The sequence below is a fragment of the Chromobacterium sp. ATCC 53434 genome (assembly GCF_002848345.1).
In the GTDB taxonomy this organism is placed as follows: Bacteria; Pseudomonadota; Gammaproteobacteria; order Burkholderiales; family Chromobacteriaceae; genus Chromobacterium.
This window is the reverse complement of the sequence record NZ_CP025429.1, coordinates 2,789,301-2,804,329: the sequence shown is the minus strand read 5'-3', so window position 1 is coordinate 2,804,329 and position 15,029 is coordinate 2,789,301. Positions and strand designations below refer to the sequence as shown.

Here is a 15,029-nt window from a genome sequence, read left to right as displayed (position 1 = left end):
CAAATGGACAAAAACGCGGAAGTCGCCGAAGTCGCTTCCGCGGTGGACATGTTCTATGACGTACCAAGTCATGGTGAGTGACCTGTCGTCGTTTGCGAAAGTTTCATCGGCGCGCAGGCGCCGTTTGCCGGGAAAGGGGGCTCAGCGGCGCAGCAACTGCCAGCTGACGATGCCGGCGATGGTCATCAGCAGCGAGCCGCTGACGTGGATGGCGATGGAGGTCAGCGCCGGCAGCAGCTGGCCCTGGCGCAGCAGGTCGACGACTTCGGCCGAAAAGGTGGAGAAGGTGGTCAGGCCGCCGCAGAAGCCGGTGATGATCAGCAGCCGCCACAGCGGCGACAGATTGGGCAGGTCGGCGAAGCAGGCGACCGCCACGCCTATGATGTAGCCGCCTATCAGATTGGCGGCCAGCGTGCCGGGCGGCAGCGCCGGGAACAGGCTGTTGAGCCGCAGGCCCAGCAGCCATCGCAGCAGGGCGCCCAGCGCGGCGCCGCCGGAGACGGCGAGTATCGATTTCCACATGGTCTGGCGATATCGGGGGCGGGAATGCCATTGTGCATCGCGCGGGGGCTTTCGCCTAGCGGGCGAAGGGATAAAAAAAAGAGCCCCAGGGGGGCTCTGAATTGCACCTTCGCTCAGGTGATCGGACTGCGGTAAGCAATCCGATCGCGTCCGGCTCGCGGGCTCCGAAGAATCCCGTGAACTGACGAGATGATTATCCGGCCGGCGCCGCGCCGGCAGTAGCGTGATTGTTGATGGCTTATGTGACGGGGTGTATTGAAATTCCGGCCGGGTTAACACTTTCGCAAAACAATGGACCTGGCATGGCGTTAAGCGCCTGTTCACGATCTTTTCCGGCAGCGGGCGTTTTCTGCCGGATGTAAAAATCATGAACAGGCTCTTGCACTATCGGTCAGGTGTTTTGCCGTATGATTGCCGGCCGGACTACAGCGAAAGGAATCGTCTTGACTACGCAGTTTCCCGTTATCGACCGCCGCGCGATCGCCATGCGCTGGGGCGATATGGATGCGGTGGGGCATCTGAACAATACTTATTATTTCCGCTATCTGGAGCAGATCCGCATCGAGTGGCTGGAAAGCATCGGTTTCGGCATCGAGCCCAGCGGAGTGGGACCGGTGCTGGCCGACACCCGCTGCAGCTACCGCAAGCCGCTGGTCTACCCGGCGACGGTGGAAATCACCATCGAACTGGAGAAGCTGGGCGGCAGCAGCCTGAAGCTGCGCCACCGCTTCTATCGGCAGGGCGATCCGGACACGGTGTACGCCAGCGCCGAGGTGACGCTGGTCTGGGTCGATTACCAGGCGGAGAAGTCGGTGCCGATTCCCGACGCCATCCGCGCGGCGATAACGGCCGCCTTGCCCGCCGCCTGATCAGGGCGCGTCCGGGCTCAGTTTGCGGCGCACCAGGTCGCGCAGCAGGAAGCGGCTCGGGTGCACCGCCTGCATCAGCTCCGCCGGCAGCGGCGCCGGCTCGCCTTCCAGCAGCGCCGCCAGGATCTCGCCTGACAAGGGCGCGGTGATCAGGCCGCGGGAGCCGTGCGCGGTATTGACGTACAGGCCCTCCAGCCAGGGGCAGGCCTGCTCCGGTTTCAGCGTGGCGTCCCGCGCCAGGTCGCGATAGCTGTCGACGAAATCGCGCGCCGTCGCCAGCGGGCCGATCAGCGGCAGGTAGTCCGGACTGGTGCAGCGGTAGGAGGCGCGGCCCTCCAACTGCTCCGGCGCGTCGTCGATCAGGCTGGCGCGCAAGGCCGGAGACAGCTCGGTCAGCATCGACAAGTTCTCGCGGTGCTCGTCGTCGCGCAGCGCCAGATCGTCGTCGTCGAACTTGAAGGTGGCGCCCAGGCAGTGGCGTCCCTGCCGCGCCGGCGAAACATAGCCTTCGCCGCACAGCACGGTGCGCAGCCGGGCGCTTTGCTCGGTGGCGGCGATGCTGGTGATCTGGCCGCGTATCTTTTTCAGCGGCAGGTGGCTGGCCGGGTCGAACTGGGCGGTTTCCGCCGCGCCGGCCAGCACCACCACCGAAGCCACCGCCAGCGCGCCGCTTTCGTCGCTGGCCGTCCAGCTGCGCTGGGCCGGATCGTAGCTCAGCTCCAGCGCGGTGCGGCCGGCGCGCAGCGCGATATTGGGATGGTCGGCCAGCCGGCGGACCAGCGCCGGCGGGTGGGCCCAGCCGCCTTGCGGGAAGAACAAGCCGCCCTGAGGCAAGGCCACGCCGGCCATTTCGCTGGCTTCGTCCCGGTCAAGCGGCCGGACGACCGCCGGCGACAGGCCCAGTTGCGCCAGTCCCCGCTGTCTGGCGGCCTCCTGCTCGTCGTGGGCCAGCTGCAGCACGCCGCAGGCCTGCCAGTCCGCGCCTTGCGGCAGCAGGCGGCGCAGCGTTCTCAGGCTGTAGCCGTAGCCGGACAGCACCAGCCGCGACAGCGGCGTCAGATGCGGCGACAGCTTGGCGTACAGCACGCCCTGCGGATTGCCGGAGGCGGCGCCGGCCAGGTGCGGCAGCCGTTCGATCAGCGTCACCTGCCAGCCGCGGCCGGCCAGGCTGCGGGCGGTGGACGCGCCGGAAATGCCGCCGCCGACCACGATGGCGCTGCGCTCGCGCCAGCGCTGCGGCGGCCGCGCATACCAGGGCGGCTGCCAGCCGGGCTGCGGTGGACTGGCGATCCAGCCGTGGCAGATGTGGCGCTTGCGGCCGTGCCCCGCCGCCTTGTGCACGTCGAATCCGGCGGCGGCCAGTCCGCGCCGGACTTCGCCGGCGCTGGTGAAGGTGGCGAAGCTGGCGCCGGGGGCGGACAGCCGCGCCATCTGGTCGAACAGCGGCTGCTGCCACATGTCGGGGTTTTTGGACGGCGCGAAGCCGTCGAGGAACCAGGCGTCGACGCGGGCGTCCAGCCGCGGCAGCACGTCCAGCACATCGCCGACCATCAGCGTCAGCATCACCCGGCCCTCGGCCAGCACGAAGCGGTGCCAGCCGGGCGTCAGCGCGTCGTACTGTTCCAGCAACTGCGTCGACAGCGCGGCCAGCTGCGGCCACAAGGCCAGCGCGCGCCCGAGGTCGGCCGGCGTCAGTGGGTACTTTTCCGCGCTGACGAAATGCAGCCGCGCGTCGGCCGGCGCCTGCGCCGCGAAACATTGCCAGGCGCAGAGGAAATTCAGGCCGGTGCCGAAGCCGGTCTCGGCGATGACGAACTGCGAGGCGGGCCGCAGCGCGGCGAAGCGCTCTTCCAGCTGGTTGTGGCGCAGGAAGACGTGGCGGGTCTCCTCCAGGCCGGAGTCGCGGGAAAAGTACACATCGCCGAAGGCGACGGATTGCGGCTGGCCGTCCTGCCAGGCGAGTTCGGCATGCGGAGCGATGCCGTAAGCGTTCGAGCTAGTCATGGTATGCGCAAAGGTCCGCGGCCGCTGCGGCGCGGACCGGCTGTTTTGGTCAGAGACGATTGTCGCACGGGCCATGCAACGATTCCACAGTGGCAAAGCGAATGTCGCCACTCTTGAAATGGTTAAGGCCCTCCCCAAAATGACAGTCATCGACAGTCCATCCAGGGAGCCGCAACGATGCGATTCGACAAACTGACCACCAAATTCCAGCAGGCGCTGGGCGACGCCCAGAGCCTGGCCGTGGCGAACGACAACGCCTATATCGAGCCGCAGCACTTGCTGCTGGCGATGCTGGACGAGGCCGACGGCGGCATCGGGGGCCTGCTGGCCCGCGCCGGCGTCAATGTGCCGGCGCTGAAGGGCGGCCTGAAGCAGGCCGCCGAACGGCTGCCGCGGGTGCAGGGCGCCGGCGGCGAGATCACCGTGTCGCGCGACCTGGCCAATCTCTTGAACGTCGCCGACAAGATCGCGATGAAGCTCGGCGACGATTTCATCGCCAGCGAGCTGTTCCTGTCGGCGTTGTCCCAGGACAAGGGCGAGACCGGTCGCCTGCTCAAGGAGCACGGCGGCAACCACGCGTCCATCCAGGCCGCGATCGACGCGGTGCGCGGCGGCGACAGCGTCGCCAGCGCCGACGCCGAGGGCCAGCGCGAGGCGCTGAAGAAGTTCACGCTGGACCTGACCGAGCGCGCCCGCCAGGGCAAGCTGGACCCGGTCATCGGCCGCGACGACGAGATCCGCCGCGCGATCCAGGTGCTGCAGCGCCGCACCAAGAACAATCCGGTGCTGATAGGCGAGCCCGGCGTCGGCAAGACCGCCATCGTCGAAGGCCTGGCGCAGCGCATCGTCAACGGCGAGGTGCCGGAGAGCCTGAAGGGCAAGCGCCTGCTGGTGCTGGATCTGGCGGCCTTGATCGCCGGCGCCAAGTATCGCGGCGAGTTCGAGGAGCGGCTGAAGGCGGTGCTGAGCGATCTGGCCAAGGACGACGGCCGGACGCTGATCTTCATCGACGAAATCCACACGCTGGTCGGCGCCGGCAAGGCCGACGGCGCGATGGACGCCGGCAATATGCTGAAGCCGGCGCTGGCGCGCGGCGAGCTGCACTGCATAGGCGCGACCACGCTGGACGAGTACCGCAAGTACATCGAGAAGGACGCCGCGCTGGAGCGCCGCTTCCAGAAGGTGCTGGTCGGCGAGCCCTCGGTCGAGGACACCATCGCCATCCTGCGCGGCCTGCAGGAAAAGTACGAGATCCACCACGGCGTCGACATCACCGACCCGGCCATCGTCGCGGCGGCGGAATTGTCGCAGCGCTACATCACCGACCGCTTCCTGCCGGACAAGGCGATAGACCTGATAGACGAGGCCGCCAGCCGCATCAAGATGGAGCTGGACTCCAAGCCCGAATCGATGGACAGGCTGGACCGCCGGCTGATCCAGCTGAAGATAGAACGCGAGGCGGTGAACAAGGAAAGCGACGAGGCCAGCCAGAAGCGGCTGAAGCTGATAGAGGACGAGATCGCCGCGCTGTCGCGCGAGTACGCCGATCTGGAAGAGATCTGGAAGGCAGAGAAGGCCGCCCAGCAGGGCACGCAGACCATACGCGAGGAAATCGACCGCCTGAAGGTGGACATGGACGAGCTGAAGCGCCGGGGCGACTGGCAGAAGCTGGCCGAGCTGCAGTACGGCAAGCTGCCGCAGCTGGAGGCGCGCTTGAAGGAGGCCGAGGCCGCCGGCGACCAGGGCGAAGCCCGGCCCAACCGCCTGCTGCGCACCCAGGTCGGCGCCGAGGAGATCGCCGAGGTGGTCAGCCGCGCCACCGGCATCCCGGTGTCCAAGATGCTGACCGGCGAGCGCGAGAAGCTGCTGAAGATGGAGGATGTGCTGCACCGGCGCGTCGTCGGCCAGGACGAGGCCGTGACGGCGGTGGCCGACGCGATCCGTCGTTCGCGCGCCGGCCTCGCCGATCCGAACAAGCCGTATGGATCCTTCTTGTTCCTCGGGCCGACCGGGGTCGGCAAGACCGAGCTGTGCAAGACGCTGGCCGGCTTCCTGTTCGACAGCGAGGACCATCTGATCCGCATCGACATGTCGGAATACATGGAGAAGCATTCGGTGGCCCGGCTGATCGGCGCGCCGCCCGGCTATGTCGGCTACGAGGAGGGCGGCTACCTGACCGAGCAGGTGCGCCGCAAGCCGTACAGCGTCATCCTGCTGGACGAGGTGGAGAAGGCGCATCCGGACGTGTTCAATGTGCTATTGCAGGTGCTGGACGACGGCAGGCTGACCGACGGCCAGGGCCGCACCGTCGATTTCAAGAACACGGTGATCGTGATGACGTCGAACATCGGCAGCCAGCAGATCCAGGCGATGGCCACCGACGACTACCAGGTGATCAAGCTCGCCGTGATGGCCGAGGTGAAGACGCAGTTCCGTCCGGAGTTCATCAACCGCATCGACGACGTGGTGGTGTTCCACGGCCTGGACGAGAAGCACATCCAGGCCATCGCCCGCATCCAGCTGAAGGGCCTGGAGGCGCGGCTGGCCAAGCTGGAGCTGAATCTGCAGATCAGCGACGAGGCGCTGGCGCTGCTGTCCGAGGTCGGTTTCGATCCGGTCTACGGCGCGAGGCCGCTGAAGCGGGCGATCCAGTCCGAGCTGGAAAACCCGCTGGCCAAGGCGATACTGGCCGGCCGCTACCTGCCGAAGGCGACGGTGATGGTGGAGGCGCGCGACGGCCGGTTGGCCTTCGACTGAGTTCCCCGCCTTGTAGACGGAAGAAACGGCCGCTCGCGCGGCCGTTTTTCATCGTCCGGCCGGTTCCGGGTGCAGGAAGCAGCCGGGCAGGTGGTCGTTGACGACGCCGCAGGCCTGCAGATAGGCGTAAACCACCGTGCTGCCGACGAAGTTCATGCCGGCCTTCTTCAGCGCCTTGCTGACGTGGTCGGACAACTCGGTGCTGGCCGGCACCCGTTCGTCGTCGCGGCGCCGCAGTATCGGCTTGCCGTCGACGTGCGCCCACAACCAGTCGGCGAAGCTGCCGTGCTGCCGTTGCATCTGCAGGAAAACCTTGGCGTTGCGGATGGCGCTGTTGATCTTCAAGCGGTTGCGGACGATGCCGGCGTCCAGCATCAGCCGCTCGACATCGTCCTCGGTCATCGCCGCCACCTTTTCCGGCTGGAAGCCGTGGAAGGCGGCGCGGTAGCCTTCGCGCTTTCTCAGGATGGTGATCCAGGACAGCCCGGCCTGCGCGCCTTCCAGTATCAGCATTTCAAACAGCTTGCGGTCGTCGCGCTCGGGACGGCCCCATTCCTCGTCGTGATAGGCGACGTACAACGGATCGTCGCCGCACCAGGGACAGCGTGGCGTTTCGTTCATGGCGTGTGCAGCAGGACGTCGATCAGCAGACCAGTTTTCTGGATGCCGCGCCGCGAGGCCAGGCTGATCACCAGCGGATTGCACAGATTGGCCTGCAGCGCGCCGAGCGCCGGATGGGACTCGCGCTGCGCATCCAGCGGGCGGTACAGCATCAGCAGCACGGCGGCGTCCTGCGGGCTGGACAGTCCCAGCTCGGCCACTTCCTCGTCCGACAGCTCGATCTGGAGGCGCACGCCCAACCTGTCCGGAAGGGCCAGGCTGAAGGTGACGCCGGGGTCGTCCAGCGATTGCAGCCAATAGACTTGCGGCAGCGGGTGGGTGATGTCGTGGAACAGCTTGAAGCGGGTGCAGTTTTCCAGCGCGGGAATGCCCTGCGGGAAAGTGATGACGGTGGTTTCATCCACCTCGACGCTGCCCAACTGGTTGGAATCGAAGCGCACGGGATTCTCCTCAGGCGTGGACGGTTGCGGCGGGCATGACGCCGTGCCCGCTTGTGCTGATAAAGTTGTCAGCCTATACATGGTATTGCGTTACGTGATGTTACGCGAATGTCTTAGCGCCGGAATGGGGAAACGACCCCGGCGCCCCGCGGTTTTTCACACAGCGCTCACTCAATCATAATCGGCAAGTCAAGGCGGCGCGTCTGCGCCCGGCGCTTGGAGCCGGGTCCGGTTCCGTCTGGAAAGGGGCGGTCTGGCATGGAGTTGAAACCGAAGCGGTTCCTGATCCTCGACGATCAGCTGGTACTGCGCAAGCTGATTTCGCGGCAGGCGAGCTTCTTCAACCGTTTCGCCGTCGACATCGACGAGTTCAGCGACCCGGCGGAGGCGATGCGCAGCATCGCCGAGGGCGGCTACCACCTGGTGATCACCGACATCGGCATGCCGGGCATGAACGGCATCGATTTCATCAAGAATGTCGCCCGGCTCGGCTATCAGGGCGCGCTGCTGATCATTTCCGGCTATGACGACAAAACCTTGCAGACGATAGCCGACATGTCGGCCAATCTCGGCATCGCCTGCACCCGCTTCTTGTCCAAGCCGTATTCGGCCGAGGCCTTCGTCGCCACGCTGAACAATATCTTCAACGCGCTGGAGCGGGGCGGGCCGCAGGCGGGCGTCGACATCGAGGCGCTGCTCGACGATATCTGCAACGACAACTACCGGCTGGAGTTCGCCCCGGTGTTTTCATTGGCCGACCGGCGGCTGCGGGGATTTTCGCTGAACGCGCTGAACGTGGCCGGCGCCCGCTACGATTTCGAACACCTGCTGCCTCTGCTGGCGGGGCGGCGGATGGCCTCGGCGGTGGCGCTGGAGACGGTGGTCGAACGGATGGCGAAGCTGCTGCTGCAGATCGGCGAGCGCACCGCGCTGGACGAGTGTCCGATGAATATCCGCATCGACGAAGCCTGCCTCGGCGCCGACAATGTCTTCGACCACTGCTTCGCGCTGCTGCAGCAGTACGGCGTCGCGGCGGACCGGATCGGCTTCGAGCTGGCCGACGGCTTGAGCCGGCGCTCGGGCGCCTTGTGCTTCGAGAACGTCGCCAAGATCAAATACCTGGGTTTCCGGCTGGTGGCCGACGGTTTCGGCGCCGGTTCGCTGACGGTCAGCAATCTGCTGAAGTTTCCGTTCGACCAGGTCAATGTGCCGGCGGAAACGCTGCGCTGGCTGCGGACGCTGCTGGGAGAGGACGCCGGCGCGTTCCGGCTGCTGCGTTATTTCGGCCTGCCGCAGGCCGCGGTCTGCGCGACGGGGCTGAACGACGAGGAAAGCGTGGCGCTGGCGCAGGCGCTGGGCTGCCCGCACGGAGTCGGCGAGCATCTGGCGCCGGCGGTGCCGGAGCAGGAACTGGTCGAGATGACCGCCGACAGCCTGGGCGGCAAGTCCGGCGCCGGGGCGGCCGTCGAGTGAGGGAGGACGCGATGGCTCCGACCGATTTCACCCGCTTGCGCATGCTGATCGTCGACGACCAGACCCTGGTCCGCACGCTGATCTCGCAGGCGCTGCATCATATGGGCGTCAAGCAGGAATCCATTTTCCAGGCGGCGGACGGCACCATCGCGATGCGGATGCTGGACATCCGCATGGTCGATATCGTGCTGTGCGACGTGCAGATGCTGCCGATGAACGGCATGGACCTGTTGAAGGAACTGCGCTGCGGCCATACCGCCAATGCTTCCAATCTGCCCTTCGTCTTCCTGTCCGGCCACGCCGACCGCGCCAATGTGGTGCTGGCCAGCCAGCTGCACGCCGACGGTTTCGTCGTCAAGCCGCCGAAGCCGGCCGACGTCGAGAAGGCGATCCAGGCGGCGCTGCAACGGCCGCGACCGGAAATCGACCCGTTCGCCTACTACCATGTGGCCACCGGCACCGAGTACGACAGAAAGGTGTTCGGCCGCCTGTTCGAGGTTCGCGGCCTGGTCTACCAGGAGGAGCCGGAGGAACATTGCATGCCGCTGGACGATGTCAAGCCGGGGGCGATGCTGACGCGCGATTTGCGCAATAAGGCCGGCCACCTGCTGCTGCCGCGCGGGGCGACCATTTCCGCCAATCAGCTGGCGGTGCTGAAGAGTTATCGCGACCGCTACGGCGTGGCGCAGCTTTATGTGGTGGAAGTCAACGAAGCGGCGGCCAATCCGACAGTGAGGCATTAGGACATGACCGAGGCCAGGCCGCGGCACAGACAGGCGATGGCGATCGGGCGCAGCGTGCTGGCCATCGTGCTGTTGCTGGGCCTGCTGCAGGCCAGCGTGATGCTGCAATTGCAATGGCAGGCCTGGGACGAATACGAACAGGCCGGCCAGCTGGTGGAGCAGAACCAGGACTCGGCGCTGATGTTCGAGTTCGCCGGCCTGCAGCACCAGGAGAGCGGCCAGATCCGCATGCTGCTGCTGCGGCGGGAACCGCCCACCGCCGCCGAGCTGGCCCAGCTCGATCGGCAGGCGCGCCAGGTGGACGAGCGTTTCCTGACGCTGATCACCTCGCTGCACGGCCGCGACGAGGCGCGCGTCGCCCAGCGCCTGACCCAGTTGCGGCAATCGTTCCGCCAGTTTCAGCAGATGCGCTCCCAGGCGCGCGCGGCATGGCGCGCCGCCGTCGACGAGCGGGAGAACTTGACCACCGCGATGTTCGAGCAGTCGCGCGAAGTGCAGGAACGGATCCAGCACCTGCTGGACGAGGATGTGGTGCAGATGGCGGCCAGCGGCGACGCGCGCATCAACAATCTGGCGTGGCTGACCCAGGACGTGTGCACGCTGGACTTCTGGCTGCGCTCCAACGCGCAATCGCTGGTCCTGCGCGCGGAGCTGGAACACCGGCTGGACCGCCGGGTGGAGGAGGACCTGGCGCGGCGGCTGAGCGCGGCGATGCTGACGCTGTCCAAGCTGCAGCTGCGCATCGGCAGCCTGAACGATCCGCAGCTGTCCCAGCAGTTCGCCCAGCTGTCGCAGATGGCGAACAAGCAGCAGCTGTTGGTGCAACTGCAACTGGAGCAGCTGGACGGCAAGCTGAAGTTCGGCCAGGCCAACGACTACGCGCTGAATCTGCGCCAGCTGACCGATGTGTTGCAGCGCTCGCAGCACATCGTCTCGACCCGGGCGGACGAGGTGGCCAAGGAGAATCGCAGCTATTACCGACGCATCCTGCTGCGCGAGGGCCTGTTCGGCGTGGTGGTGCTCGCGCTGCTGGCCTTCCTGCTCTACGTGATGGTGCGCAAGGTGTTGAAGCCGCTGGATTTCCTGCAGCGCATGCTGGACGTGTCCGGCGATTCGATGCTGGTGGTCAATCAGGATGGCGTGATCGACATGGCCAACGAGGGCGCCGGCCGGATGTTCGGCTATGTCATGGACACCTTGATCGGCATGCCGGTGCGGCAGCTGTTCGTGATGGACGACGAGCTGCACGCGGTGATGGCGGGTCTGGAAGTGCAAGTCGGGCGCACGCTGCCGGTCGAGGGCATGGGCAGCGGCGGCGAGCGCTTTCACGCGATGCTGACCGTCAGCCGCTTCCTCGAGGACACCGACCCGCCGCTGAATATCCTGATCGTCCGCGACGAGCACAAGCGCCGGCTGGCGGAGACCTCGCTGGAGCGCAGCGTGGCCTTGCTGTCGGTGATCTCCGAGATCGAATCGATGCTGCTGTCGCGCGCCGAGCGCGGCGAGGTCTTCCGGCGCCTGCACGACACCTTCGTCGATTTCACCAGTTCGGAACACTGCCTGTTGGTAGCGTGGTCCACGCGGGACGGCGACGACGAGGCGCTGCATCTGCAGGCCGGCGACTGGCCGGACTTTCTGCCGACGATACAGCAGCTGTCGCAGGCGGCGGCGCCGCTGGCGGGCCTGTTCCGCAGCCTGTCGGCGCAACCGTCCTGGGTGTCGCTGCCGGTGATGCTGGGCGGCGAGGCCGCCGCCGGCGTCTGCCTATTGCGTCCGACGCTGTCGCTGCTGGGCATCAGCATCCTGCCCTTGATGGGCGCCTACGCCAACATCCTGGGCTTCTATGCCGAGGAGGACCGCCGCAAGCTGTCGGAAGCGCAGTTGCGCGCGGTGTTGCAGGAAGAGGAGGCGGTTTATTCGGCGTCGCCGGTGGGCTTGCTGCGGCTGAACGAGCATTTTCAGATCACCCGGGCCAATCTGACCGCCGAGGGCATTTTCGACGTCGGCGACGAATACGGCTTGTCCGGCATGCATCTGATGGAGCTGCTGGCGTCCGAGCACGGCTGGTACGAACTGGCCGAACAGATGTCCAAGATGCAGCAGGACAACGCCCGCATCCATTGCGAGCTGGAATGCCTGACCGGCACCGGCAGGCCGATCTGGGTGTTGTTCGAGGGCCAGCTGCTGTTTCCCGACGCCGCCGAGTCGGTGATCATCCTGGCCTGCCTGGACATCACCGAGCGCAAGATGGCGGAGTTCGAACTGCGGATGGCGCGCGACCAGGCCAATGCCGCCAACCGCGCCAAGAGCGCCTTCCTCGCGACGATGAGCCACGAGATACGCACGCCGATGAACGGCGTGCTGGGCATGCTGGAGTTGCTGGCGATGACCCGGCTTGACGGCGAGCAGCGCGACACCGTGTCGACGATACAGGACTCCGCCAACACGCTGCTGCGGCTGATAGACGACATTCTGGACTTCTCCAAGATCGAGGCCGACCGGCTGGAGATCGTGCCGGCCCGCACGGCGGTGCGGCCCTTCATGGACAGCGTGCGCAGCCTGTACCAGGAGAACGCCAACAAGAAGGGCCTGGAATTGACGCTGACGCTGGACGAGAAACTGGCGCCGACGCTGGTGATGGACCCGCTCAGGGTGCGGCAGATCCTGCAGAACTTCATCAGCAACGCCATCAAATTCACCTCCAGCGGCCGCGTCGACATCCTGGTCAAGGTGATGGACACCATCGCCAACTACCAGGTGCTGAGCTTCGAGGTCGCCGATACCGGCATCGGCATGTCGCTCGAACAATTGAACAAGCTGTTCCAGCCGTTCACCCAGGCCGATTCGGAAACCACCCGCCGCTTCGGCGGCACCGGCCTCGGCCTGGCGATCTGCCGGCGGCTGGCCGGGCTGATGGGCGGCCATGTCGAAATGGAGAGCGAGCAGGGCAAGGGCAGTTGCGCGCGGCTGCTGCTGGAACTGGAGTGGCTGGCCGAACAGGTCGAGCCGGTGGTGCTGCCGGAACAGCCGGTGCCGATGGAGCCGGCTGCCGGGCTGGACGCCGGCGGCGCCGGAGCGAGCCTGTACCCGATACTGTTCGCCGAGGACAATCCGACCAACCGCAAGCTGACGCTGAAGCAGCTGGAAAAACTGGGCTATCCGGCCGACTGGGCCGAGGACGGCGATCGCGCCTTCAGCAAGTGGCTGTCCGGCCGTTATTCGCTGATCCTGACCGACTGCCACATGCCGGGCATAGACGGCTACCAGTTGGCGAGGCTGGTGCGCGCGCATGAGGAGTCCCACCCGGAGCGCGGCCGCATTCCCATCGTCGCCTGCACCGCCAATGCCGCCAAGGAAGAGATGGACAAGACCCGCGAGGCCGGCATGGACGACTTCCTGACCAAGCCGCTGTCCATCTATTCGCTGGAGGCGGTGCTGAGCAAATGGATGGGGCAGGGCGGCGGCGCGGACGGGGTAGAGACGCTGGCGGCACCCGTCGCGCCAGTCGCCGCGGACGCGCCGGCCGAGTCGGCGCCGGCCCCCGCGGAGGCGCCGCCGGTCGACCGCAGCGTGCTCGAGGTGTACAGCAACGGCGAACTGAGCGTGGAGCTGGAAATCCTGCGCGAATTCCAGACCGGCAACAACGAGGACGTCGCCGAGCTGCGCGCGGCGCTGGCGGCCGACGACGCCGAGCGGGTCGGCTTCTCCGCGCACCGGATCAAGGGCGCCAGCCGCATGGTGGGCGCCAATGCGATGGGCGATGCCGCCGAGACGGTGGAAAAGGCCGGCAAGGGACGCAACCTGGAACTGGCGCATCAGGCGATGGAGACCTTCGAGGCCCGGCTGGCGGTGTTCGAGGACTGGCTGACGAGGCAGGCGGAGACCATAGGCTGACTCCGGCTTTGCCTGTCGCGGCGCGGCGTTTTAGAATCGCTCCGATGAACCGAGAGCAATCGTTGTATTCCTGGCTGGAAACGGCGCTGTTGTGTCCGGTGGTGGAGGACAAGCTGGCGCTGGCAGAGCGGATCCGGCGCGACTGGGATGCCGGGCGGCTGGCGCGGCGGGACGAGGCGCCGCCGTATTCGTTGCCGCAGGCGGGCCGGCCCGAGCGGCCCGAACTGGTGCATCCGGCTCGGGTGCCGCGCCGCGGCCTGTCGACGCCGCAGGGCCATGGCGCCTTGCTGCACGCGATCGCCCACATCGAATTCAACGCCGTCAATCTGGCGCTGGACGCCGCCTGGCGCTTTCGCGACATGCCGGACGCCTTCGTCGACGACTGGCTGCGGGTCGCGGCCGAGGAGGCCGGCCATTTCCGCCTGCTGCAGGGCAGGCTGACGGCGCTGGGCTTTGCTTACGGCGATTTCCCGGCCCATGACGGGCTGTGGGCGATGTGCCGCAAGACCGATCACGACGCGCTGGCGCGGATGGCGCTGGTGCCGCGGGTGCTGGAGGCCCGCGGGCTGGACGTCACGCCGGGCATACAGCGCAAGCTGGCCGGCATAGGCGACGACGACAGCGTCGCGGTGCTGGACGTCATCCTGCGCGACGAGGTCGGCCATGTCGGGATAGGCAACCGCTGGTTCGGCGAACTGTGCCGACAGCGCGGCCTGGCGCCCCAAGCCACTTTTCTGCGGCTGCTCGACGAGCACGGCATGCGGCTTCATCCCGGCGAGTATAATCTGCCCGCGCGCGCGGCCGCGGGCTTCTTCGCCGACGAGCTGGCCGAACTGGCCCGACTGGGCGAGACGGCCGCGGCGACCGATTTCCAATCTGAAAAAACAGGCGATACCCGATGATGAACCTGATCAAGCGCATGCAGCGCAGCCGCAAGCTGGCGCTGGCGATGCTGGCGCTGTCCACCCTGTTGTTCGCGGCCTTGTCCGGCCTGTGGCAGGGCGGGCAGGCGGACAGCGCCTGGCTGCGCCTGCTGTGTCCGGTGCTGATGCTGCCGGCCCTGGGCATGCAACTGGCCTCGCTGTGCGTGTTATTACAAAAACCACGAAAATGAAACGGCTTTTAAAAACAGCGGCTTAAAGTTGCGGCATCGCGTCACGCGGGCTTGACGCTGCCACCAGGGCCGCGCATAATCGCGCCGGATATTTAGTCAACAGGCTCCCCTGCTGGGCGAGCCTGTCGTTTTTTGCACTTGCGGAGTGTCTGCACCATGGAGCATCAGGTATTCCTGCGTCAGCTGGAAACCCATTCGCTGCCTGCATCGGATTTTAACCACACAGCCCACTTGTACGCGGCCTGGGGCTATCGTCGGGAGTACCCGGCGCCGGAGGCGGCGGCACGCTGCGCGCACGCGCTGTCGCGTTATGCGATGGCCAACGGCGCGGCGACCAAGTACAACCACACGCTGACGATGGCGCTGCTGGCGATCGCCTACAGCCGCGTCGAATCCTGTCCGGCGTTGACGGAAGACTGGCAGGCCTTCCTGGACAGCTGCGCCGACCTGGCGCAGGATGCCCGCGCCGTGCTGGAACAGTATTACTCGGCAGAGCGCCTAGCCGCCGACTCCGCGCGCAAGGCCTTCGTCAAGCCCGACAAGCAGCCGCTGCCGGTGTCCTGCCTGCTCAACTAACCGTTACCGACTTCCC

The 15,029-nt window shown here is 66.6% G+C and carries 12 protein-coding genes; 8 read left to right on the top strand and 4 right to left on the bottom strand.

Going from position 1 to position 15,029, the window contains the following annotated elements; translation table 11 throughout:
• Positions 1-141 precede the first annotated feature (141 nt).
• On the bottom strand, positions 142-522 hold the full coding sequence (gene crcB / locus CXB49_RS12650) for a fluoride efflux transporter CrcB (RefSeq protein ID WP_101708734.1): 381 nt from the start codon (positions 520-522) through the stop codon (positions 142-144).
• A gap of 443 nt (positions 523-965) precedes the next feature.
• Here crcB and CXB49_RS12645 point away from each other — a divergent pair, with 443 nt between their 5' ends.
• On the top strand, positions 966-1,391 hold the full coding sequence (locus tag CXB49_RS12645) for a thioesterase family protein (RefSeq protein ID WP_101708733.1): 426 nt from the start codon (positions 966-968) through the stop codon (positions 1,389-1,391).
• On the opposite strand, the gene mnmC is transcribed toward CXB49_RS12645, so the two are convergent.
• Positions 1,392-3,395: a bifunctional tRNA (5-methylaminomethyl-2-thiouridine)(34)-methyltransferase MnmD/FAD-dependent 5-carboxymethylaminomethyl-2-thiouridine(34) oxidoreductase MnmC gene (gene mnmC / locus CXB49_RS12640; protein WP_158300815.1), complete on the bottom strand. Its 2,004-nt coding sequence runs from the start codon at positions 3,393-3,395 to the stop codon at positions 1,392-1,394.
• Between the two features lie 177 nt (positions 3,396-3,572).
• Here mnmC and clpB point away from each other — a divergent pair, with 177 nt between their 5' ends.
• Positions 3,573-6,152, top strand: a complete 2,580-nt coding sequence (gene clpB, locus CXB49_RS12635) for an ATP-dependent chaperone ClpB (protein WP_101708731.1) — start codon at positions 3,573-3,575, stop codon at positions 6,150-6,152.
• Between the two features lie 48 nt (positions 6,153-6,200).
• Here the strand turns inward: clpB and CXB49_RS12630 are convergent, their stop codons facing one another.
• A complete protein-coding gene (locus tag CXB49_RS12630; RefSeq protein WP_101708730.1) occupies positions 6,201-6,773 on the bottom strand; it encodes a DNA-3-methyladenine glycosylase I in 573 nt (190 codons plus the stop codon).
• Entirely contained in the window at positions 6,770-7,213 is a 444-nt protein-coding gene (fliW, locus tag CXB49_RS12625) for a flagellar assembly protein FliW (RefSeq protein ID WP_101708729.1), read from the bottom strand. The genes CXB49_RS12630 and fliW overlap by 4 nt, the downstream gene beginning before the upstream one ends.
• Positions 7,214-7,471: 258 nt before the next feature.
• Between fliW and CXB49_RS12620 the strand changes: the two genes are divergently transcribed.
• The 6 genes from CXB49_RS12620 (at position 7,472) to CXB49_RS12595 (ending at position 15,013) form a co-directional block, all read left to right on the top strand.
• Positions 7,472-8,686 (top strand): EAL domain-containing protein, encoded by a 1,215-nt coding sequence (locus CXB49_RS12620; protein WP_101708728.1) that lies wholly within the window; start codon positions 7,472-7,474, stop codon positions 8,684-8,686.
• Positions 8,687-8,697: 11 nt separating this feature from the next.
• The gene (locus CXB49_RS12615) at positions 8,698-9,429 is read left to right on the top strand and encodes a response regulator (protein ID WP_101708727.1); all 732 of its coding nucleotides are present in this window, start codon (positions 8,698-8,700) and stop codon (positions 9,427-9,429) included.
• Positions 9,430-9,432: 3 nt separating this feature from the next.
• Entirely contained in the window at positions 9,433-13,323 is a 3,891-nt protein-coding gene (locus CXB49_RS12610; RefSeq protein WP_101708726.1) for an ATP-binding protein, read from the top strand.
• A gap of 44 nt (positions 13,324-13,367) precedes the next feature.
• Positions 13,368-14,225 (top strand): ferritin-like domain-containing protein, encoded by an 858-nt coding sequence (locus CXB49_RS12605; RefSeq protein ID WP_101708725.1) that lies wholly within the window; start codon positions 13,368-13,370, stop codon positions 14,223-14,225.
• A complete protein-coding gene (locus CXB49_RS12600) occupies positions 14,222-14,437 on the top strand; it encodes a hypothetical protein (protein WP_101708724.1) in 216 nt (71 codons plus the stop codon). Before CXB49_RS12605 ends, CXB49_RS12600 begins: the two co-directional genes overlap by 4 nt.
• A gap of 156 nt (positions 14,438-14,593) precedes the next feature.
• Positions 14,594-15,013, top strand: a complete 420-nt coding sequence (locus CXB49_RS12595) for a hypothetical protein (RefSeq protein ID WP_101708723.1) — start codon at positions 14,594-14,596, stop codon at positions 15,011-15,013.
• Positions 15,014-15,029: the final 16 nt, after the last annotated feature.

Excerpts from the sequence above, each read along its gene's own strand:
- CXB49_RS12605 (WP_101708725.1), top strand. The coding sequence starts at position 13,368 with ATGAACCGAGAGCAATCGTTGTATTCCTGGCTGGAAACGGCGCTGTTG.
- crcB (WP_101708734.1), bottom strand. The coding sequence starts at position 522 with ATGTGGAAATCGATACTCGCCGTCTCCGGCGGCGCCGCGCTGGGCGCC.
- CXB49_RS12595 (WP_101708723.1), top strand. The coding sequence starts at position 14,594 with ATGGAGCATCAGGTATTCCTGCGTCAGCTGGAAACCCATTCGCTGCCT.
- mnmC (WP_158300815.1), bottom strand. The coding sequence starts at position 3,395 with ATGACTAGCTCGAACGCTTACGGCATCGCTCCGCATGCCGAACTCGCC.
- CXB49_RS12620 (WP_101708728.1), top strand. The coding sequence starts at position 7,472 with ATGGAGTTGAAACCGAAGCGGTTCCTGATCCTCGACGATCAGCTGGTA.
- CXB49_RS12630 (WP_101708730.1), bottom strand. The coding sequence starts at position 6,773 with ATGAACGAAACGCCACGCTGTCCCTGGTGCGGCGACGATCCGTTGTAC.
- CXB49_RS12615 (WP_101708727.1), top strand. The coding sequence starts at position 8,698 with ATGGCTCCGACCGATTTCACCCGCTTGCGCATGCTGATCGTCGACGAC.
- CXB49_RS12610 (WP_101708726.1), top strand. The coding sequence starts at position 9,433 with ATGACCGAGGCCAGGCCGCGGCACAGACAGGCGATGGCGATCGGGCGC.
- CXB49_RS12600 (WP_101708724.1), top strand. The coding sequence starts at position 14,222 with ATGATGAACCTGATCAAGCGCATGCAGCGCAGCCGCAAGCTGGCGCTG.
- clpB (WP_101708731.1), top strand. The coding sequence starts at position 3,573 with ATGCGATTCGACAAACTGACCACCAAATTCCAGCAGGCGCTGGGCGAC.